This is a genomic window from Streptomyces sp. NPDC051677 (assembly GCF_044453465.1).
Classification (GTDB): domain Bacteria; phylum Actinomycetota; class Actinomycetes; order Streptomycetales; family Streptomycetaceae; genus Streptomyces.
Genome location: NZ_JBITCT010000001.1, coordinates 36,289 through 56,263 on the forward strand (window position 1 = coordinate 36,289; position 19,975 = coordinate 56,263).

Annotated in this window: 15 protein-coding genes and 1 tRNA gene; 9 read left to right on the plus strand and 7 right to left on the minus strand. The window is 68.6% G+C overall.

The features are described 5' to 3' along the window. Positions 1–16 precede the first annotated feature (16 nt). From ACIBAF_RS00170 to ACIBAF_RS00195, 6 genes are all read left to right on the plus strand, one after another. Entirely contained in the window at positions 17–505 is a 489-nt protein-coding gene (locus ACIBAF_RS00170; protein ID WP_399460827.1) for a hotdog fold thioesterase, read from the plus strand. Positions 506–1,724: 1,219 nt separating this feature from the next. Beyond that, on the plus strand, positions 1,725–2,951 hold the full coding sequence (locus ACIBAF_RS00175; RefSeq protein WP_399460828.1) for a branched-chain amino acid ABC transporter substrate-binding protein: 1,227 nt from the start codon (positions 1,725–1,727) through the stop codon (positions 2,949–2,951). A 111-nt stretch (positions 2,952–3,062) separates the two neighbouring features. Next, positions 3,063–3,995, plus strand: coding sequence for a branched-chain amino acid ABC transporter permease (locus tag ACIBAF_RS00180; RefSeq protein WP_399460829.1), 933 nt, complete (start codon positions 3,063–3,065; stop codon positions 3,993–3,995). Between the two features lie 5 nt (positions 3,996–4,000). Next, positions 4,001–5,824: a branched-chain amino acid ABC transporter permease gene (locus ACIBAF_RS00185; RefSeq protein WP_399460830.1), complete on the plus strand. Its 1,824-nt coding sequence runs from the start codon at positions 4,001–4,003 to the stop codon at positions 5,822–5,824. A gap of 5 nt (positions 5,825–5,829) precedes the next feature. Then, the gene (locus tag ACIBAF_RS00190; RefSeq protein ID WP_399460831.1) at positions 5,830–6,735 is read left to right on the plus strand and encodes an ABC transporter ATP-binding protein; all 906 of its coding nucleotides are present in this window, start codon (positions 5,830–5,832) and stop codon (positions 6,733–6,735) included. Further along, positions 6,732–7,448 (plus strand): ABC transporter ATP-binding protein, encoded by a 717-nt coding sequence (locus ACIBAF_RS00195; RefSeq protein WP_399460832.1) that lies wholly within the window; start codon positions 6,732–6,734, stop codon positions 7,446–7,448. Before ACIBAF_RS00190 ends, ACIBAF_RS00195 begins: the two co-directional genes overlap by 4 nt. A 79-nt stretch (positions 7,449–7,527) precedes the next feature. On the opposite strand, the gene ACIBAF_RS00200 is transcribed toward ACIBAF_RS00195, so the two are convergent. After that, positions 7,528–8,184, minus strand: coding sequence for an ANTAR domain-containing response regulator (locus ACIBAF_RS00200; RefSeq protein WP_399460833.1), 657 nt, complete (start codon positions 8,182–8,184; stop codon positions 7,528–7,530). Between the two features lie 102 nt (positions 8,185–8,286). On the opposite strand from ACIBAF_RS00200, the gene ACIBAF_RS00205 reads away from it, so the two are divergent. Together ACIBAF_RS00205 and ACIBAF_RS00210 are read left to right on the plus strand one after the other, a co-directional pair. Continuing rightward, a tRNA-Leu gene (locus tag ACIBAF_RS00205) sits at positions 8,287–8,359 on the plus strand. A 106-nt stretch (positions 8,360–8,465) separates the two neighbouring features. Beyond that, positions 8,466–9,245 (plus strand): helix-turn-helix domain-containing protein, encoded by a 780-nt coding sequence (locus ACIBAF_RS00210; RefSeq protein WP_399460834.1) that lies wholly within the window; start codon positions 8,466–8,468, stop codon positions 9,243–9,245. 12 nt (positions 9,246–9,257) lie between these two features. Here ACIBAF_RS00210 and pyk read toward each other — a convergent pair whose 3' ends face one another. Both pyk and ACIBAF_RS00220 read right to left on the minus strand, forming a co-directional pair. Beyond that, positions 9,258–10,694, minus strand: coding sequence for a pyruvate kinase (pyk, locus tag ACIBAF_RS00215; RefSeq protein ID WP_399460835.1), 1,437 nt, complete (start codon positions 10,692–10,694; stop codon positions 9,258–9,260). A 162-nt stretch (positions 10,695–10,856) separates the two neighbouring features. Continuing rightward, positions 10,857–11,558 (minus strand): SIMPL domain-containing protein, encoded by a 702-nt coding sequence (locus tag ACIBAF_RS00220; RefSeq protein WP_399460836.1) that lies wholly within the window; start codon positions 11,556–11,558, stop codon positions 10,857–10,859. Between the two features lie 149 nt (positions 11,559–11,707). Here ACIBAF_RS00220 and ACIBAF_RS00225 point away from each other — a divergent pair, with 149 nt between their 5' ends. Then, positions 11,708–13,522: a bifunctional metallophosphatase/5'-nucleotidase gene (locus tag ACIBAF_RS00225; protein ID WP_399460837.1), complete on the plus strand. Its 1,815-nt coding sequence runs from the start codon at positions 11,708–11,710 to the stop codon at positions 13,520–13,522. Here ACIBAF_RS00225 and ACIBAF_RS00230 read toward each other — a convergent pair. The 4 genes from ACIBAF_RS00230 to pepN all read right to left on the minus strand — a co-directional run bounded on the left by ACIBAF_RS00230 (position 13,519) and on the right by pepN (position 19,875). Continuing rightward, positions 13,519–14,298: an inositol monophosphatase family protein gene (locus ACIBAF_RS00230; protein WP_399460838.1), complete on the minus strand. Its 780-nt coding sequence runs from the start codon at positions 14,296–14,298 to the stop codon at positions 13,519–13,521. The genes ACIBAF_RS00225 and ACIBAF_RS00230 overlap by 4 nt on opposite strands. A gap of 58 nt (positions 14,299–14,356) precedes the next feature. After that, positions 14,357–15,841: a lysine N(6)-hydroxylase/L-ornithine N(5)-oxygenase family protein gene (locus ACIBAF_RS00235; protein ID WP_399460839.1), complete on the minus strand. Its 1,485-nt coding sequence runs from the start codon at positions 15,839–15,841 to the stop codon at positions 14,357–14,359. Further along, positions 15,838–17,217 (minus strand): pyridoxal phosphate-dependent decarboxylase family protein, encoded by a 1,380-nt coding sequence (locus ACIBAF_RS00240; RefSeq protein WP_399460840.1) that lies wholly within the window; start codon positions 17,215–17,217, stop codon positions 15,838–15,840. The genes ACIBAF_RS00235 and ACIBAF_RS00240 overlap by 4 nt, the downstream gene beginning before the upstream one ends. A gap of 168 nt (positions 17,218–17,385) precedes the next feature. Continuing rightward, entirely contained in the window at positions 17,386–19,875 is a 2,490-nt protein-coding gene (pepN, locus tag ACIBAF_RS00245) for an aminopeptidase N (RefSeq protein WP_399460841.1), read from the minus strand. Positions 19,876–19,975: the final 100 nt, after the last annotated feature.

A 19,975-nucleotide genomic window follows, 5' to 3' on the forward strand; every position in this document is an offset into this window, starting at 1 on the left:
GAACGGAGCCGGCCCCATGGGCGAGCAGCAGCACGTGAACTTCCCGCAAGAGGTCATCGACGAGTACGCGGCACTCGGCGTCGACCTGGCGGCCCTGTTCTCCGCCGGCCACCTGGGCACCCGCATGGGCGTGCAGATCGTCGAAGCGTCCGCGGACCGGGTCGTCGGCACCATGCCCGTCGAGGGGAACACCCAGCCCTACGGGCTGCTGCACGGCGGCGCTTCCGCGGTCCTCGCCGAGACCCTCGGCTCGGTCGGCTCCATGCTCCACGCCGGCAGCTCCAAGATAGCCGTCGGCGTCGACCTGAACTGCACCCACCACCGAGGCGTGCGCTCCGGCCTGGTCACCGGCGTGGCCACGCCCGTGCACCGCGGGCGCTCCACGGCGACGTACGAGATCGTGATCAGTGACGAGGAGGGGCGGCGGGTGTGCACCGCGCGGCTGACCTGTCTGCTGCGGGACGTGACGGCCGGCGACGCGGCGCACATCCGCACGGCGGACTGACGACCGCAGTGCCCCAACAGGCCACGCGCGCACGGCCGTTGCTCCCGCCGCCCCGGCCGCCTGGCCTCGGGGCGGCACCACGGAAGGGCCCCCACGGGCGACCGGCCACGGAGTAGGCGGCCGGCACGGGATGAAGACCCGCGAGGCCCCGGGCGGCGCCTGCGAGGGCCTTGCCGAGGCCGTCGGCGCCGTACAGACCGGCAGCGTGCACGGTGACCGTGCGGGCCTGGTGCACAAAGCGGGGTTCGTCGAACGCGGCGAGGGCTTCGAGGCCCTGGCCGCCCGCACCTACCGGTTCCGCGCGGACGGTCCGGGCATGGGCCGACGGCCGCGAGCGGCGTCGGCCCCGCGGAGCCCGGCGAGGGCGCCGACACCGGCGCGTGGGACGCCCCCGCACCCGCCCGCCGTCCGCCCGCCGCTACGCCGCTCACCGGTCGGCCGCCCGCGCCGCCCTCGCCGCACTGCTGCTCCTCGCGGGCGGCGGCTACCTGTATGCGACCCGGCCCCACGACGCCGGGCCGCCCACGCCCGCACCGCCGCTCCCGTCCCAGGTGGTCGACGTCAGCCATCTCGGCGAGATCGCCTTACCGCCCGGCGCCGGACCGCACACCTTCGCCTTCGAGGTGCTGCCGACCGCGGACGCCGGCCCGCCGGTCACCGTGACGCGGCTGAGCCAGCCGTACGCAGGAATGTCCCTGACCTCGGCCCCGACAGCGCCTTTCCGGACAAAAGCGGGTACCACCCGCAAGATCGCCATCACCATGCATGTGACGGAATGCGGGAAAGTGCCGGAGAACGCCGGACTCCCTTTCCTGGACGTAACTCTACGTAATGCGCGCGCAATACGAGTCCACAGTTTCACCCTGGGGGCACGCTATGCGCAGGACCTCTCCGAGGCCCTGAAGGTCGCCTGCAGCAACAGTTCCGCGTCATTACCAAAACGCCTGAGACGCCTGAACCCATCCGGGTTCATCCTGCGCGTTCTCACCATGCGGACAGGGCGAATCGGCCTGAATTCCGCTGTTCCACCCGCCAAGTACCGCTCTGCATTACCTCGTGTCATAACAAGAGCGTCACAGCCTTGGTCAGACCCTCCTCCCCGTTACCTCCACCCGCTTAGAGTCACGCCCAGTCACCGCGCGGCCGGAATACCCCTTCGGACCGACGCTCGACTCGGCCTCTTCCAGGGGGGAGGGCCGCCCAGGGAAAGGACTGGAACGTGCGTCAACGTTCGCTCATCGCCATCACCGCCGCGCTGTCCGCGGGAGCACTCACCCTCACCGCCTGCGGCTCGCGCGACAGCGACGACAAGGGCTCCGACAGCGGCGGCACCACCGTCACCATCGGCGTCGACGCCCCGCTGACCGGCGACCTGTCCGCCATGGGCCTCGGCATCAAGAACTCCGCCGACCTGGCGGTCAAGAACGCCAACAAGCAGAAGTACGTCGACGGCATCACCTTCAAACTCGTCTCCAAGGACGACCAGAAGCAGCCCTCCCAGGGCCAGCAGAACGCCACCGCCCTCGTCGCCGACAAGTCCGTCATCGGCGTGGTCGGCCCGCTGAACTCCTCCGTCGCCGAGTCGATGCAGAAGGTCTTCGACGACGCCAAGCTCGTCGAGATCTCCCCCGCCAACACCGGTGTCTCCCTCACCCAGGGCGCCGACTGGCAGACCACCAAGAAGCGCACCTACAAGTCGTACTTCCGCACCGCGACCACGGACGCCGTCCAGGGCCCGTTCGCCGCCCAGTACGTCTTCAACGACGCCAAGAAGAAGAAGATCTTCGTCATCGACGACAAGAAGTCCTACGGCGCAGGCCTGGCCGGCACCTTCAGCGAGGAGTTCAAGAAGCTCGGCGGCACGATCGTCGGCACCGAGCACATCAACCCCGACAGCAAGGACTTCTCCGCGGTCGCCACCAAGGTGAAGAACTCCGGCGCCGAGGCCGTCTACTACGGCGGCGAGTACCCGCAGGCCGGCCCGCTCAGCAAGCAGATCAAGGCCGTCGGCGCCAAGATCCCGCTGGTCGGCGGCGACGGCATCAACTCCGCCGACTACATCCCGCTCGCCGGCCCCAGCGGCACCGGCGACCTCGCCACCTCCGTCGGCGCCCCCGTCGAGGAACTCCCCTCCGCCAAGCAGTTCATCGCCGACTACAAGGCCGCCGGCTACAAGGACGCCTACTCCGCATACGGCGGCTACTCCTACGACTCCGCCTGGGCCATCATCGAGGCCGTCAAGAAGGTCGTCGCCGACAACGGCGGCAAGCTCCCCGACGACGCCCGCGCCAAGGTCACCGCCGCCGTCCAGAACGTCTCCTTCGACGGCGTGACCGGCAAGGTCTCCTTCGACGAATACGGCGACGCCACCAACAAGCAGCTCACCGTCTACGCCGTCGAGAACGGTGCCTGGAAGGCCGTCAAGTCCGGCACCTTCACCGGCTGACCCACACCCGCACCACAGCTGAGCCGCGCGGGGCGCTGTTCCACAGGCGCCCCGCGCGGACTCACATCCGGCCCCCCGTCGAAACATCCGAACCGTCTCGGAGGACATGCGGTGAACGAACTGCCGCAGCAGCTGGTCAACGGCCTGCTACTGGGATCCATGTACGGCCTGGTCGCCATCGGCTACACAATGGTCTATGGCATCGTCCAGCTCATCAACTTCGCCCACGGCGAGATCTTCATGACCGGAGCGTTCGGCGCTCTCACGGTCTATGCCTACATCCTGCCCGACGGCACATCCATGGCGATCGCCCTCCCCCTGATGCTCGTCGGAGCCGTCATGGTCTCCGTCACCATCGCCGTAGGAGCGGAACGCTTCGCCTACCGCCCCCTCCGCAGCGCACCACGCCTCGCCCCCCTCATCACCGCCATCGGCCTCTCCCTCGCCCTCCAGCAAGCCGTATGGGCCTGGTACCCCGAAGCCAAGTCCGCCCGCGTCTTCCCCCAGATCGACGGCGGCCCCTTCAACATCGGCGACATCACCATCCAGACCGGCGACATCTTCCTGCTCATCGCCGCCCCCATCAGCATGGCCATCCTCGGCTACTTCGTCATGAAGACCCGCACCGGACGCGGCATGCAGGCCACCGCCCAGGACCCCGACACCGCCAAGCTCATGGGCGTCAACACCGACCGCATCATCGTGATCGCCTTCGCCCTCGGCGCCACCTTCGCCGCCGTCGGCGCCGTCGCCTACGGCCTGAAGTACGGCGAGATCAGCTTCACCATGGGCTTCATCCTCGGCCTCAAAGCCTTCACCGCAGCCGTCCTCGGTGGCATCGGCAACATCTACGGAGCCATGATCGGCGGCGTCGTCCTCGGCATCGCCGAGACCATCGCCACCGCCTACATCGCCGACATCCCCGGCATGGACAAGTTCGGCAGCCAGTCCTGGGCCGACGTCTGGGCCTTCGTACTCCTCATCCTCGTGCTCCTCCTGCGGCCCCAGGGCCTGCTCGGCGAGCGCGTCGCTGACAGGGCGTGACACCGATGACGACACAGACCACCACAGCCGACGCACTCGGCACGACCACCGCCACCCGAGCCGGCCTCATCGGCGTCCCCGAGAACACCGGCCGCGCCCTCGCCGCCGGCGGCGGCATCCTCACCATCATCTCCACCTTCCTCGCCTGGACCTGGACCGCCGCCTTCCCCGGCGACCTCACCGTCTACGGCTACCCCGGCGGCCTCCAGGTCCTCGTCCTCATCGGCGGCGCCCTCACCACCCTCTTCGCCCTCGCCTCCTACGACATCAAGGGCCTTCGCTGGCTCGTCCCCGCCGGCGCCGACGGCGCCCTCAAGTTCGCCGCCCTCGCCACCTTCGCCACCAGCTGGTTCACGGTCATCGCGATCAGCGTCGACCTCGGCGGCATCGTCAACCTCGAAGCCGGCGGCTACATCGTCGCCATAGCGAGCCTCACCGCCCTCCTCGGCGCCCTCGCCCTGCCCTTCGAACACCCCCAGCCCGACCCCATCGACCCCGACGACACATCGTGGGAACACACCAAGCACAAGGCCGCCCACCAATGGGCCACCGTCAAGGCCGCCTTCGGCTCCGGCACCGCCCGCCCCGTCGGCAAACTCCCCGCCTACGCCGAAATCCTCATCATCGTCGCCGTCCTCGCCCTCGCCCTCACCGTCTTCACCTACGGCATCGGCACCGAGTACGACGAACTCTTCATCGGCTTCCTCATCACCACCGGCTTCGGCTTCGCCGCACTCAACAAGTCCGGCCTCGTCGCCCAAGCCAGCCAGATCACCGCACGCCACCAGAACATCACCATCTGCGGCGCCTTCATCACCGCCGCCCTGTTCCCCTTCACCCAGACCGACGACCAGTACGCGACCCTCGGCGTCTACATCCTCATCTTCGCCACCGTCGCCCTCGGCCTGAACATCGTCGTCGGCCTCGCCGGCCTCCTCGACCTCGGCTACGTCGCCTTCCTCGGCGTCGGCGCCTACGCCGCAGCCATGGTCTCCGGCTCCCCCAGCTCCCCCTTCGACGTGCACTTCCCCTTCTGGGCAGCCGCACTCGTCGGCGCCGGCGCCTCCCTCGTCTTCGGCGTCCTCATCGGCGCCCCCACCCTGCGACTGCGCGGCGACTACCTCGCCATCGTCACCCTCGGCTTCGGCGAGATCTTCCGCATCACCGCCAACAACCTCGACGGCACCTCCGGCCCCGACATCACCAACGGCTCCAACGGCATCGCCTCCATCCCGAACCTCGACGTCCTCGGATTCGACTTCGGAGCCGTCCACGACATCGCCGGCTACAGCATCGGCCGCTTCGCCAACTACTTCTTCCTGATGCTGATCATCACCGCCGTCGTCGTCCTCGTCTTCCGCCGCAGCGGCGACTCCCGCATCGGCCGCGCCTGGGTCGCCATCCGCGAAGACGAGACCGCAGCCCTCGCCATGGGCATCAACGGCTTCCGCGTCAAACTCATCGCCTTCGCCGTCGGCGCCTCCCTCGCAGGACTCGCAGGCACCGTCCAAGCCCACGTGACCTACACCGTCACCCCCGAGCAGTACCTCTTCGCCGGCCCCATCCCGCCCAACTCCGCCTTCCTCCTCGCCGCCGTCGTCCTCGGCGGCATGGGCACCATCGGCGGACCCCTCATCGGCGCCTCACTGCTCTTCCTCATCCCCAACAAACTCCAGTTCCTCGGCGACTACCAGCTCTTCGCCTTCGGCCTCGCACTCATCCTGCTGATGCGCTTCCGCCCCGAGGGACTCATCCCCAACCGGCGCCGCCAGCTCGAGTTCCACGAGGAGGCGGAAGCACCCACCGTCCTCACGAAGGCAGGGGCCTGACCACCATGACCACCGACACCACCACCAAGCCCGCCCCCGTCGGCGAAACGGTGCTCGACGCCCGCGGCGTCACCATGCGCTTCGGCGGCCTCACCGCCGTCCGAAACGTCGACCTCACCGTCAACAGCGGGGAGATCGTCGGCCTCATCGGCCCCAACGGCGCAGGCAAGACCACCTTCTTCAACTGCCTCACCGGCCTCTACATCCCCACCGAAGGCGAAGTCCGCTTCAAGGGCAACGTCCTGCCCCCCAAGTCCTTCAAGGTCACCGCCGCCGGCATCGCCCGCACCTTCCAGAACATCCGCCTGTTCGCCAACATGACCGTCCTGGAAAACGTGCTGGTGGGCCGTCACACGCGGACCAAGGAGGGCTTCTGGTCGGCCGTCCTGCGCCTCCCCGCCTTCCACAAGGCAGAAGCCGCCTCCCGCGAACGAGCCATGGAACTCCTGGAGTTCGTCGGCCTCGACAAGAAAGCCGACCACCTCGCACGCAACCTGCCCTACGGCGAACAGCGCAAGCTCGAGATCGCCCGCGCACTCGCCAGCGAGCCGGGCCTCCTCCTCCTCGACGAGCCCACGGCCGGCATGAACCCGCAGGAGACCCGCGCCACGGAGGAGCTCGTCTTCGCCATCCGCGACAAGGGCATCGCCGTCCTCGTCATCGAGCACGACATGCGCTTCATCTTCAACCTCTGCGACCGCGTCGCCGTACTCGTCCAAGGCGAAAAACTCGTCGAAGGCGACAGCGCGACCGTGCAGGGCGACGAACGAGTCGTCGCCGCCTACCTCGGCGAACCCTTCGAAAACGCCCCCGGCGACGAAGAAATCGCCGAAGTCGAGGCCGCCGAAGCGAACGCCGAGAGCGCCGACACCCCGACGGACGCCGCGCCCGGCAAGGAGAACGACCGATGACCGCACTGCTCGAAGTCGAAGACCTCCGAGTCGCCTACGGCAAGATCGAAGCCGTCAAAGGCATCTCGTTCAAGGTCGAGGCCGGCGAGGTCGTCACCCTCATCGGCACCAACGGCGCCGGCAAGACGACGACCCTGCGCACCCTGTCAGGCCTGCTGAAGCCCGTCGGCGGCCAGATCAAGTTCAACGGCAAGTCGCTGAAGAAGATCCCCGCACACGACATCGTCTCCCTCGGACTCGCCCACTCCCCCGAGGGGCGGCACATCTTCCCCCGCATGACCATCGAGGACAACCTCCGCCTCGGCGCCTTCCTCCGCAACGACAAGCCGGGCATCGACAAGGACATCCAGCGCGCCTACGACCTCTTCCCCATCCTGGGAGAGCGCCGCAAGCAGGCCGCGGGCACCCTCTCCGGCGGCGAGCAGCAGATGCTGGCCATGGGCCGCGCGCTCATGTCCCAGCCGAAACTGCTCATGCTGGACGAGCCCTCCATGGGCCTGTCCCCCATCATGATGCAGAAGATCATGGCCACCATCGCCGAGCTCAAGTCCCAGGGCATGACCATCCTGCTCATCGAGCAGAACGCCCAGGCCGCCCTGTCACTCGCCGACCACGGCCACGTCATGGAGATCGGCAAGATCGTGCTCTCCGGCACCGGCCAGGACCTCCTGCACGACGAGTCCGTCCGCAAGGCGTACCTCGGCGAGGACTGAGTCACACCGGTCCTCCCACGGCAACGAGGCCCGCGCCCCTTCTCCGGGCGCGGGCCTCGTCGTGCGTACGGCGGGTGGATCAGCCCTTGTTCGACTTCTTCTCGTCGGCGTCCTGGATGACGGCCTCGGCGACCTGCTGCATCGACATACGGCGGTCCATCGACGTCTTCTGGATCCACCGGAACGCCGCCGGCTCCGTCAGGCCGTACTCCGTCTGGAGGATCGACTTCGCCCGGTCGACCAGCTTGCGGGTCTCCAGGCGCAGCGTGAGGTCCGCGACCTCGTTCTCCAGCTCACGCAGCTCCGTGAAGCGGGACACGGCCATCTCGATCGCCGGTACGACGTCGCTCTTGCTGAACGGCTTCACCAGGTACGCCATCGCACCGGCGTCCCGGGCGCGCTCCACGAGGTCGCGCTGCGAGAAGGCGGTGAGCATCAGGACGGGGGCGATGCGCTCCTCGGCGATCTTCTCGGCCGCCGAGATGCCGTCCAGCTTGGGCATCTTCACATCGAGGATGACCAGGTCCGGCTTGTGCTCGCGGGCGAGCTCGATGGCCTGCTCACCGTCACCGGCCTCACCGACGACGCTGTAGCCCTCTTCTTCGAGCATCTCTTTGAGGTCGAGCCGGATCAGGGCCTCGTCCTCGGCGATGACGACACGGGTCGTCAGCGGAGGCACGTGCGACTTGTCGTCGTCGGGCGCGTCTACGGGCTGGGGCGACTCGGGGGCGGTCACGGGGGCTCCTCGTTCAGGGCAGGGGTACTGCTGACAAGAGCCTACCTAGCTGCGGTAAGGTGGGGGCACGGCGGGTGGTCGCCTGCCTTCGTTTTAGAGGAAGCCCCGGTAGTCCAGCGGAAGAGACACGGTGCTCAAACCACCGACAGCGTGGGTTCGAATCCCACCCGGGGCACTTTTCCTTCGATTCAAAGGTTGATCTTCGAAAGCGGACGTTCCCATTCTCGTGAACGTCCGCTTTTTGCTGCGTGTCGTCGCGATCTTCCGCCCAAAGTAGCGGCATGGAACAACACAGCCCTTCGATTCGCGCCCAAGCAGTCACGCTCATGCGACAGGGTGTCACCAATCGCGTCGTCGCGGAGCAGCTGAACATTCCGCGTGGAACAGTCGGCTGGTGGCGCAGCGAAGACCGCAGGGCACATGGTGAGACGTACGAAGAGCCGACGGACTGCCCCAAGTGCACGGGCCGCCCGTTTGACCAGACGGCTTACGCCTACCTGTTGGGCCTCTATCTCGGCGACGGCCACATCGTCTCAAAACCCAAGCAGCACCACCTGTCCATCTTTTGCAACGCGACGCAGATCGGCTTGATCGCCGCCGCCGAAGAAGCAATGCGCAAGGTGATGCCGCTCCCCAGCGTCAGCCAGCGCCATAAAACGGGCTGCGTCGAGGTGAAGTCGTACACCAAGCACTGGACCTGCATGTTCCCGCAGCACGGCCCCGGCAAGAAGCACGAGCGCCTCATCGCACTCGAGCCCTGGCAACAAGCCATCATCGACGCGTACCCCTGGGAGTTCCTCCGCGGCCTCATCCACTCCGACGGATGCCGCATCACCAACTGGACGACTCGTGTAGTCGCCGGTGAGCGCAAGCGCTATGAATACCCGCGGTACTTCTTCACCAACGTCTCCGACGACATCCGGCGGCTCTTCACCGACACCCTCGACAAGCTGGACATCGGGTGGACGCAATGCACGCGCCACGGGAACCCCTACAACATCTCCGTCGCCAAGAAAGCGCACGTAGCCCTACTCGACGCCCACGTAGGCCCCAAGCACTGACCGGGCCAACCCCTACTTGGGGCTGTCGTCCTCCCCGATGTGGTGCACCCGCACCAGGTTCGTCGCGCCCGACACCCCCGGAGGCGAACCTGCCGTGATCACCACCACGTCGCCCTTCTCGCAGCGGCCGTACTTCAACAACAACTCGTCCACCTGGTCGACCATCGCGTCCGTCGAGTCCGCGAGCGGGCCGAGGAACGTCTCGACGCCCCACGTCAGGTTCAGCTGCGACCGCGTCGCCGGTTCCGGGGTGAAGGCGAGGAGCGGGATCGGGGAGCGGTAGCGGGACAGGCGGCGTACCGTGTCGCCGCTCTGGGTGAAGGCGACGAGGAACTTCGCGCCGAGGAAGTCGCCGATCTCGGCCGCCGCGCGGGCGACCGCGCCGCCCTGGGTGCGGGGCTTGTTCGAGTCCGTCAGCGGGGGCAGGCCCTTGGCGAGGATGTCCTCTTCCGCCGCTTCGACGATCTTGGCCATGGTGCGGACCGTCTGGATGGCGTACTTGCCCACGCTGGTCTCGCCGGACAGCATCACTGCGTCCGTGCCGTCGATGACCGCGTTGGCGACATCGCTCGCCTCGGCGCGGGTCGGGCGGGAGTTCTCGATCATGGAGTCGAGCATCTGGGTGGCGACGATCACCGGTTTGGCGTTGCGCTTGGCCAGTTTGATGGCGCGCTTCTGGACGATGGGGACCTGTTCGAGCGGCATCTCGACGCCGAGGTCGCCGCGGGCGACCATGATCCCGTCGAACGCGGCCACGATCTCGTCGATGTTCTCGACGGCCTGGGGCTTCTCCACCTTGGCGATGACGGGCAGCCGGCGCCCTTCCTCGTCCATGATGCGGTGGACGTCGAGGATGTCCCGTCCGCTCCTCACGAACGAGAGTGCGATGACGTCGAACCCTGTGCGGAGTGCCCAGCGCAGGTCGTCTTCGTCCTTCTTCGACAGGGCGGGGACGGAGACGGCCACTCCGGGCAGGTTGAGGCCCTTGTGGTCGGAGATGACGCCGCCTTCCACCACGCGGGTGTGGACGAGGGGGCCGTCGACGTCGGTGACCTGCAGGCAGACCTTGCCGTCGTCGACGAGGATGTGCTCGCCGGGTGTGACGTCTTCGGCGAGGCCGGCGTAGGTGGTTCCGCAGCGTGTGCCGTCGCCGGCGACGCCGTCCTCGACGGTGATGGTGAAGGGGTCGCCGCGTTCAAGGAGTACGGGGCCTTCTGCGAAGTGGCCGAGGCGGATCTTCGGTCCTTGAAGGTCGGCGAGGATGCCGACGCTGTGGCCGGTTTCGTCGGAGGCCTTGCGGACGCGGTGGTAGCGCTCCTCGTGTTCGGCGTGGGTGCCGTGGCTGAGGTTGAAGCGGGCGACGTCCATTCCGGCGTCGACCAGGGCTTTGAGCTGGTCGTATGAGTCGGTGGCGGGGCCCAGTGTGCAGACGATTTTTGCTCGGCGCATGTTTCGAGCTTATGTCTTACCGGTGGGTAGGGAATTGGTGGCACATGTCTGCTCAACAACCTTTGTGTGAAGGGTTATTGACAACTAATAAATTGTGCACGCCTCCGCTCCTATGAGCATTCTGTCGAATGGGTGAATGCGTCGAATTCGCGGGCGGTGGATTCACAGGCGGGGTGGGTTCATCGTGAACTGTGCTCTCACTTCGGCGTGGACCTGGATGCGCTGGGGTTCCAGGTCGAGCGGGTCGGGTGCCGGTTCTCCTTTCGCCATGACGGCCGATCGGGTCATGCGGGCGCCGTAGGCGGCCTGGGGTCGTAGGCCGGAGGCTCCGGCTCCGGTGTCGGCCAGTTCGATCAGTGCGGCCACCGTGGTGCCCAGGGCTTCCGCGTATTCCTTGGCTCGCTGTACGGCTTCGTGTACGGCCTGCTGTCGGGCCCGGCGGTGGACCGGTGAGTCGGTGCGCAGTGCCCACCAAGGGCCGTCGACCCGGGTCAGGTCCAGGTCGGCGAGGCGGGTGGTGAGTTCGCCGAGGGCGGTGAAGTCGGTGAGTTCGGCGGTGAGGTGGACGGTGCCGTGGTAGGTGCGGATGCGTTCGCCTCGGCCGCGTTGGCCGAGTTCGGGGGTGATGGACACCGCGCCGGTGGAGACGTTGTCGACTGCGTCGCCGTACGACTTGACGAGGTCCAGGGCCGTGGCGTTGCGGTGGGTGAGGTCGTCGAGGGTGGTGCGGCGGTCGCGGCCGCGGGCGGTGACGGTGACGCCGATGCGGGCGATCTCGGGGTCGACTTCGAGTTCGGCCTCGCCGCGGACCACGAGGAGGGGGGCGTCGGGGGTGCCGTACGGGGGAATGTGCGGGGAGGTCATACGTCCCAGGTTGTCATGGCTTTCCCTGTTGAGGGGCGCGAGTTGACCTCTCTGGTCACCAGATCGCAACCTCCTGGACCTGTTGCGGTCGGTCGTGGGCGGGTCAGAATCTACGCGCGTTGTTGACCATTCCCCGAGGAGTACGAGACATGCCGTTGAACCGTCGGAAGTTCCTGAAGAAGTCCGCCGTGACCGGGGCGGGGGTGGCGATCGCGGGTGCGGCTGCGGCTCCGTCGGCGCAGGCTGCTGAGGCGGGTAAGCCGGCGAGGCCGGTCAGGCAGCCGAGGCGGTATGCGCTGACGGTGCTGGGGACGACGGACCTGCACGGTCATGTCTTCAGCTGGGACTACTTCAAGGACGCGGAGTACAAGGACGCCGCGGGCAACGCGCAGGGGCTGGCGCGTATCTCTACGCTGGTGAACCGGATCCGTGCGGAGAAGGGGCGGGAGAACGTCCTGCTGCTGGATGCGGGCGACACGATTCAGGGCACGCCGCTGACGTACTACTACGCGAAGGTGGACCCGATCACCGCCAAGGGCGGTCCGGTGCATCCGATGGCGCAGGCGATGAACGCGATCGGGTACGACGCGGCGGCGCTGGGCAACCACGAGTTCAACTACGGCATCGAGACGCTGCGGAAGTTCGAGTCGCAGTTGCGTTTTCCGCTGCTGGGCGCGAACGCGGTGGATGCGAAGACGCTGAGGCCGGCGTTCCCTCCGTATGTCATCAAGACGTTCTGTGTGAAGGGTGCGCCGCCGGTGAAGGTCGCGGTGCTGGGTCTGACGAATCCGGGTATCGCGATCTGGGACAAGGCCTATGTGCAGGGCAAGCTGGCGTTTCCGGGGCTGGAGGAGCAGGCGGCGAAGTGGGTGCCGAAGCTGAAGTCGTTGGGTGCGGATGTCGTCATCGTGTCGGCGCACTCGGGCTCGTCGGGCACGTCGTCGTACGGTGACCAGTTGCCGTATGTGGAGAACTCGGCGGCGTTGGTGGCGCAGCAGGTGCCGGACATCGACGCGATTCTGGTTGGGCATGCGCATGTGGAGATTCCCGAGCTGAAGGTCACGAACACGAAGACCGGGAGGACGGTCGTGCTGTCGGAGCCGCTGGCGTATGCGGAGCGGCTGTCGGTGTTCGACGTCGGGTTGGTGTTCCAGAAGGGGAAGTGGGTCGTCGAGGCTGTTTCGTCGAAGGTGTTGAACTCCAACACGGTGGCGGACGACCCGAAGATCACGAAGTTGCTGGGTGATGAGCACGCGAAGGTCGTGGCGTATGTCAACCAGGTGGTGGGTACGGCGACGGAGACGTTGACGACGGTCGAGGCGCGGTACAAGGACGCTCCGATCATCGACCTGATCACGAAGGTGCAGGAGGACGTCGTCAGGGCGGCGCTGGCCGGTACGTCGTATGCGTCGCTGCCGGTGATCGCGCAGGCTTCGCCGTTCTCGCGGACGTCGGAGATTCCGGCCGGGAAGGTGACGATCCGGGATCTGTCGGGCCTGTACGTGTATGACAACACGCTGGTGGCGAAGTTGCTGACGGGTGCGCAGGTGCGTGCGTACCTGGAGTACTCGGCGCAGTACTTCGTGCAGACGGCGGTGGATGCGGTGGTCGACACGGAGAAGCTGACGAACGCGGCGGGGCGTCCGGACTACAACTACGACTATGTGTCGGGTCTGGCGTACGACATCGACATCGCGCAGGCGGTGGGTTCGCGGATCAGGAATCTGACGTACAACGGTGTGGCGTTGGATGATGCGCAGCAGTTCGTGCTGGCGGTGAACAATTATCGGGCCAATGGCGGTGGGGCGTTCCCGCATGTGGCGTCGGCGCAGGAGTTGTGGTCGGAGTCGACGGAGATCCGTACGCGGATCTCGGAGTGGGTGACGGCGAAGGGTGTGCTGGACCCGAAGGACTTCGCGTCGGTCGGCTGGAAGCTGACGCGGGACGGTACGCCGGTGTTCTAGTGCAGGACCGTTTGTTTCCAGAGGGCCGTCGCTTCGGGGGCGGCCCCTGGTGCGGTGAGTAGCAACGGGGTGTTGTAGGGCGGGAGTCGGGGGATTGCCACGGCTCCCGCTTCTGTTGCGATGAGCAGGGGTGGGAGGCCGTCGACGGGGTGGAATTCGCCGATGGCGGCTGCGGTGGCGCGGCCGGCCGCGACCTGGGCGAGGGAGAGGGCGGTGGAGCCCATGACGCGTACGGTGCAGTGGCGGTCGGCGAGTTGTCGTAGGAGGTCGTCCATGCCGGGCCAGTGGGCGTGGGCGGCCCATTCGGTGAGGAAGACGTGGCCGGTGAGGGTGGTGTGGTCGGCCGCGTGGATGGGGTGGCCGTTGAGGTGGGCGCCGCCGCCGCGGGTGGCGGTGAAGATCTCGTGTCGCCAGGGGTCGGCTACGACGCCGAGCAGGGGTTCGCCCTGGGGGGTGGCGAGGCCGAGGGAGAAGGAGCACCAGCCGAGGCTGTGGGCGTAGTTGGTGGTGCCGTCCACGGGGTCGATGAGCCAGTGTGGGGCGCCGGCGGCGCCTTGGTGGACGCCGTGTTCCTCGCCTTCGATGCCGTAGGCGGGGAACTCGCGGCGCAGGACGGTGCGGACGTGGGTTTCGATGGCTTCGTCGGTGGCGGTGACGATGTCGGCGGGGCCGGCTTTTTCGCGTACGTCGCTTGCGTCGTCGGGGGTGCGTGGGCGGCGGATGCGTTCCGAGGCCCATGCGGCGAGTTCTGTCGCGATGGTCAGTTCGCGGTCCATGTGCTGTCCACCGCCGCCGTCGTTGTGTCGTGCCGACCGTTCGGGGTCATCGTACGGGTCAGTCCCTGAGGCGTACGAAGGTGCCGCGTCGTGTGCCGGTGGTGGTGTCGATGCTGGTTGTGTCGATGGTGGGGGTGTGGAGGGTGGGGGCGCCTGCCTGGCGGGGTACGGAGGGTTCGAGGCCGAAGGTGGTGAAGGCGGTGCGGGTGGGGAGGGGGTAGGTCTCTTTGGCGGTGAGGGTGTTGAGGATGGTGGCGCTGCGCCAGGCGGCGAGGCCGAGGTCGGGGGCTCCTACTCCGTGGGTGTGGCGTTCGGCGTTCTGGACGTAGACGTTGCAGCCGGTGGCGGTGATGGAGGGGTCGAGGACGAGGCGGAAGTGTTCGTCGATGCGGGGGCGTTCGCTGTTGTCGCGGCGGATGTAGGGGTCGAGTCCGGCGAGGATGCGGTCGAGGGGGCGTTCGCGGTGGCCGGTGGCGAGGACGACGGCGTCGGTGGTGAGGCGGGTGCGGGTGTTCTGCTGGATGTGTTCGAGGTGGAGTTCGATTTTGGTGGTGGCGATGCGGCCGGCGGTGCGGACGCGGACGCCGGGGGTGAGGACGGCGTCGGGCCAGGCGTTGTGGAGGGTGCGGCGGTAGAGCTCGTCGTGGATGGCGGCGAGGGTGTCGGCGTCGATGCCTTTGTGGAGTTGCCATTGGGCGCCGGCGATGCGGTCGCGGGTGTTCTCGGGGAGGGCGTGGAAGTAGCGGGTGTAGTCGGGGGTGAAGTGTTCGAGGCCGAGTTTGGAGTACTCCATGGGGGCGAACGCGTCGGTGCGGCCGATCCAGTGGAGTTGTTCGCGGCCGGTGGGGCGGTGGCGGAGGAGGTCGAGGAAGATCTCGGCGCCGGACTGTCCGGAGCCGACGACGGTGATGTGGCCGGCGGTGAGGAGGGTGTCGCGGTGGGCGAGGTAGTCGGTGGCGTGGATGACGGGGACGCCGGGGGTGTCGACGAGGGGGCGTAGGGCGTCGGGGATGTGGGGTTCGGTGCCGATGCCGAGGACGATGTTTCTGGTGTGGGTGCGGCCGAGGGCTTCGGCTTCGCCGTCGGTGTCGAGCTGGGTGAAGTCGACTTCGAAGAGGTCGCGTTCGGGGTTCCAGCGGACGGCGTCGGCGTGGTGGCGGAAGTGGAGGCCGGGGAGGTTGTCGGCGACCCAGCGGCAGTAGGTGTCGTATTCGGCGCGGTGGGTGTGGAAGCGCTCGGCGAAGTAGAAGGGGTAGAGGCGGTGGTGGGCTTTGAGGTAGTTGAGGAAGCTCCAGGGGCTGGTGGGGTCGGCGAGGGTGACGAGGTCGGCGAGGAAGGGGACCTGGATGCGGGCGCCGTCGATGAGGAGGCCGGGGTGCCAGTCGAAGCGGGGGCGTTGTTCGTAGAAGACGGTGTCGAGTTCGGTGAGGGGCTGGGCGAGGGCGGCGAGGGAGAGGTTGCAGGGTCCGATGCCGATGCCGACGAGGTCGCGGGGGGTGTCGGTGGCGGGGTGTGGGGGCGTGGTGGGGGGCGGCGTGGTCATGCGGGGGTGTTTCCTTCCACCAGTTTCAGGAGGGCGGCCAGGTCGTCGGGCCGGGTGTGGGGGTTGAGGAGGGTGGTCTTGAGCCAGAGTCGTCCGTCGAGGTGGGCGCGGCCGAGGACGGCATGGCCGTCGGTGAGGAGGCGGCGGCGTATTTCGGCGACGGTGGTGTCGGTGGCGCCGGTGGGGCGGAAGAGGACGGTGCTGATGGTGGGTGGGGCGTGGAGTTCGAGGCGGGGGTGTGCGGTGATGAGGTCGGCGAGGTGGTGGGCGTGGGCGCAGACCTGGTCGACGAGGGCGCCGAGGCCGGTGCGGCCGAGGGTTTTGAGGGTGACGGCGATCTTGAGGGCGTCGGGGCGGCGGGTGGTGCGCAGGGAGCGGCCGAGGAGGTCGGGGAGGCCGGCTTCGGTGTCGTCGTCGGCGTTGAGGTAGTCGGCGTGGTGGTTCAGGGCGGTGAGGTCGCGGTGGTCGCGGACGGCGAGGAGTCCGGCGGCGACGGGTTGCCAGCCGAGTTTGTGCAGGTCGAGGGTGATGGTGTCGGCGGCGCTCAGGCCGGTGAGTTTGTGCCGGTGGCGGTCGCTGAAGAGGAGGCCTGCGCCGTAGGCGGCGTCGATGTGCAGACGGGCGCGGTGGGTGCGGCAGACGGCGGCGATCTCGGGAAGGGGGTCGATGAGGCCGGCGTCGGTGGTGCCTGCGGTGGCGGTGACGAGGTGGGGGCCGGGGAGGGCGGTGAGGGCGTCGTCGAGTGCGGCGGGGTCGAGGGTGCCGGCGGGTGCGAGGACGGTCACCGGGTCGGGCAGGCCGAGGAGCCAGGCGGCGCGGGGGAGGGAGTGGTGGGAGTTGGCTCCGCGGATCAGGCGGACGGTGGGGCCGAGGGTCTCGCGGGCGAGGAGAAGGGCCAGTTGGTTGGATTCGGTGCCGCCGGTCGTCACCAGGGCGTCGGGGGCGGGGGCGGGTGGGGTGTCCGCGTAGACCTCTTGTGCGAGTGAGCGTGTCACCAGGGTCTCCAGCTCCGAGGCCGCCGGCGCCTGGTCCCAGGAATCGAGGGAGGGGTTGAGGGCGGAGGCGGCGAGGTCGGCGGCGGCGGCGACGGCGAGGGGCGGGCAGTGGAGGTGGGCGGCGCAGAGGGGATCGGCGGGGTCGGCGGAGCCCTCGGCGAGGGCGCGGACGAGGGCGGGCAGGGCGCCGGGGTCGCCGTGTTCGGGGAGGACGTCTCCCGCCGCGTCCCGCACGCGTGCGGCGACGGCGTGCGGTCCGCCTGCGGGCAGTGGTCCGCCGCGGGTGCGGGCGCCGGCGTCGAGGGCGTCGAGGACGGCTGCGAGCAACGGCCGTAGGGCGTGGGGACCTTCGGGGCCTGAGGCGAGGGGCGGCATGCTCATGGGACTCCTCCGGGGCGCGGGGCGGATGTCCGCAGGGGGGAGTTCCAGCTTGTCGGGGATGTCGACGCCGCGCCCGAAAAGCCCGGGAATCGGAACCCGAAAGAGGGTACGGGGCTTGTGGCTCCCGTACCCTCTTTCGGCCTGATCGGCCTCGTGCGGCGCCGGGTGCTACGCCTGTCGTACGCGCAGTGCGCGGGCCAGGTCGTCGAGTTGGTCGGTGAGTTTGCGGCGCAAAGCCGGGATGGGGTCGGCGTCGGTGAGGCAGGCCTCGCCCAGGCTCAGGGTGTCGGCGTCGACGGCGTGGGCGGGGAAGGCCCAGCGTCCCGCGGCGTCGGCGATGGCGGGGCCGCGGCGGGCGGCGAGAGCGACGGCGTCCCGGTAGAAGCGGGGCACGTACCCGCTGAGGAGGTCGGCCTGTTCGGGCTGCCAGAAGCCCTGGGCGGTGGCGGTGAAGAGGTAGTTGGACAGGTCGTCGCCCTCGAACATGGCGGCCCAGGCGGTGGCTTTGGCCTCGGTGTCGGGGAGGGCGGCGCGGCAGCGGGCGGCGCCTTCCTGGCCGGTGGCGGAGGGGTCGCGGTCGAGTTCGGCGGCGATGGCGTTCTCGTCGGTGGCGCCGAGGACGGCGAGCCGGGCGAGGACGCGCCAGCGCAGATCGGGGTCGAGTTCGGGTCCGCCGGGGACGGTGCCGTCGGCGAGCCAGGCGGCGATGGTGTCGGGGTGGGCGGCGACGTCGATGAAGTGGCGTACGGCGATGAGGCGCAGGCCGGGGTGGTCGCCGTCCTCGGTGCGGCGGATGAGGTCGCGGCAGAGGGCGGAGAGGGTGGCGAGGGCGGTGGGGCGTTCTTCGGGGGTGAGATAGCGGTCGGCGACCTGCGTGGAGGCGAAGGCGAGGACGCCTTGGACGAGGGCGAGGTCGGTTTCCTGCGGGAGGTGGGCGCGGGCGGCGTCGAGGTAGGCGGTGGGGGCGAGTTCGCCGTCGCGGACGGCGTCGCGCAGGGCGTTCCAGACGACGGCGCGGGTGAGCGGGTCGGGCAGGCCGGCGAGGCCGGTGCGGAGGGTTTCGAAGGAGGCCGGGTCGAAGCGGATCTTGGTGTAGGTGAGGTCGCGGTCGTTGAGGAGGAGCAGGGCGGGGCGCTTGCCGATGGGCTGGGGTGTGCTCTGCGGGATGTCGACGTCGAGGCGTTCGCGCAGGGTGAGCCGGCCGTCGTCGCCGAGGTCGAGGTCGTAGAGGCCGACGGCGATGCGGTGGGGGCGGCTGCCCTTGTGGACGACGGTGAGGGTGTGGTCGCCGTTGGAGCCGCTGAGGGTGGGGGTGAGGGTGTCGACGCCGGTGGTGCGCAGCCAGGCGTCGGCCCAGGCGTGGACGTCGCGGTCGGTGTGGGCGGCGAGGGAGTCGATGAAGTCGGCGAGGGTGGCGTTGGCGAACTTGTGGCGGGCGAAGTGGGTGTTGATGCCGGCCAGGAAGTCCTTCTCGCCGAGCCAGGTCACCAGTTGGCGCAGGGCGGAGGCGCCCTTGGCGTAGGAGATGCCGTCGAAGTTGAGGAGGGCGGAGGCGGTGTCGTCGACGTTCTCGGGGGCGACGGGGTGGGTGGAGGGGCGCTGGTCGGCGTCGTAGCCCCAGGCCTTGCGGACGACGCCGAAGTCGGTCCAGGTGTCGGTGAAGCGGGTGGCCTCGGTGAGGGTCTGGTAGCCCATGTACTCGGCGAAGGACTCGTTGAGCCAGATGTCGTCCCACCAGGTGAGGGTGACGAGGTCGCCGAACCACATGTGGGCCATCTCGTGGGCGATGACCATGGCGCGGGTCTGGCGTTCGGTGTCGGTGACGGCGGAGCGGTAGACGAACTCGTCGCGGAAGGTGACGAGGCCGGGGTTCTCCATGGCGCCGGCGTTGAACTCGGGGACGAACGCCTGGTCGTAGGAGTCGAAGGGGTAGGGCTCCTCGAACTTCTCGTGGTAGCGGTCGAAGCACTGGCGGGTGATGTCGAGGAGTTCGTCGGCGTCGGCTTCGAGGTGGGGGGCGAGGGAGCGGCGGCAGTGGATGCCGAAGGGCAGGCCGCGGTGTTCGGTGCGCACGGAGTGCCAGGGTCCGGCGGCGACGGCGACGAGGTAGGTGGGGATCAGCGGGGTGGGGGCGGCCTGCCAGCGGCCTTCGCCGAGGTGTTCGGTGATGCCGTTGGCGAGGACGGTCCACTCTTCGGGGGCCTTCACCGACAGGTCGAAGACGGCCTTGAGGTCGGGCTGGTCGAAGGCGGCGAAGACGCGCTGGACGTCTTCCATGAAGAGCTGGGTGTAGAGGTAGGTCTCGCCGTCGGTGGGGTCGGTGAAGCGGTGCATGCCCTCGCCGGTGCGGGAGTAGCGCATGCTGGCCCTGACGCGCAGTTCGTGCTCGCCGGCGGCGAGGTCGTTCAGCGGGAGCCGGTTGTCGTCCAGGGTCTCCGGGTCGAGGGGCTTTCCGTCGAGGGTGACGGAGTGCAGTGCGGTGGGCCTGACCTCGACGAAGGTGTCCCCGTGGGCGCGTGCGGCGAACCGGATGACGGTGACGGACTCGAAGGTGTCGTCGCCGGTCGTCAGGTCGAGCTCGATGGTGTAGCGGTGGACGTCGAGGAGCTTGGCACGGCTTAGCGCTTCGTCGCGCGTCAGTACGGACATGCACGACATGCTGCCTGATACCGCAGGCCGGGCACAGGGGCGGATCGGTACGCGCCCTATGTCCCTTCTCGCGCCGGGGCGCTGTCGCGTCGCGTGAGGGCCCCGGCGT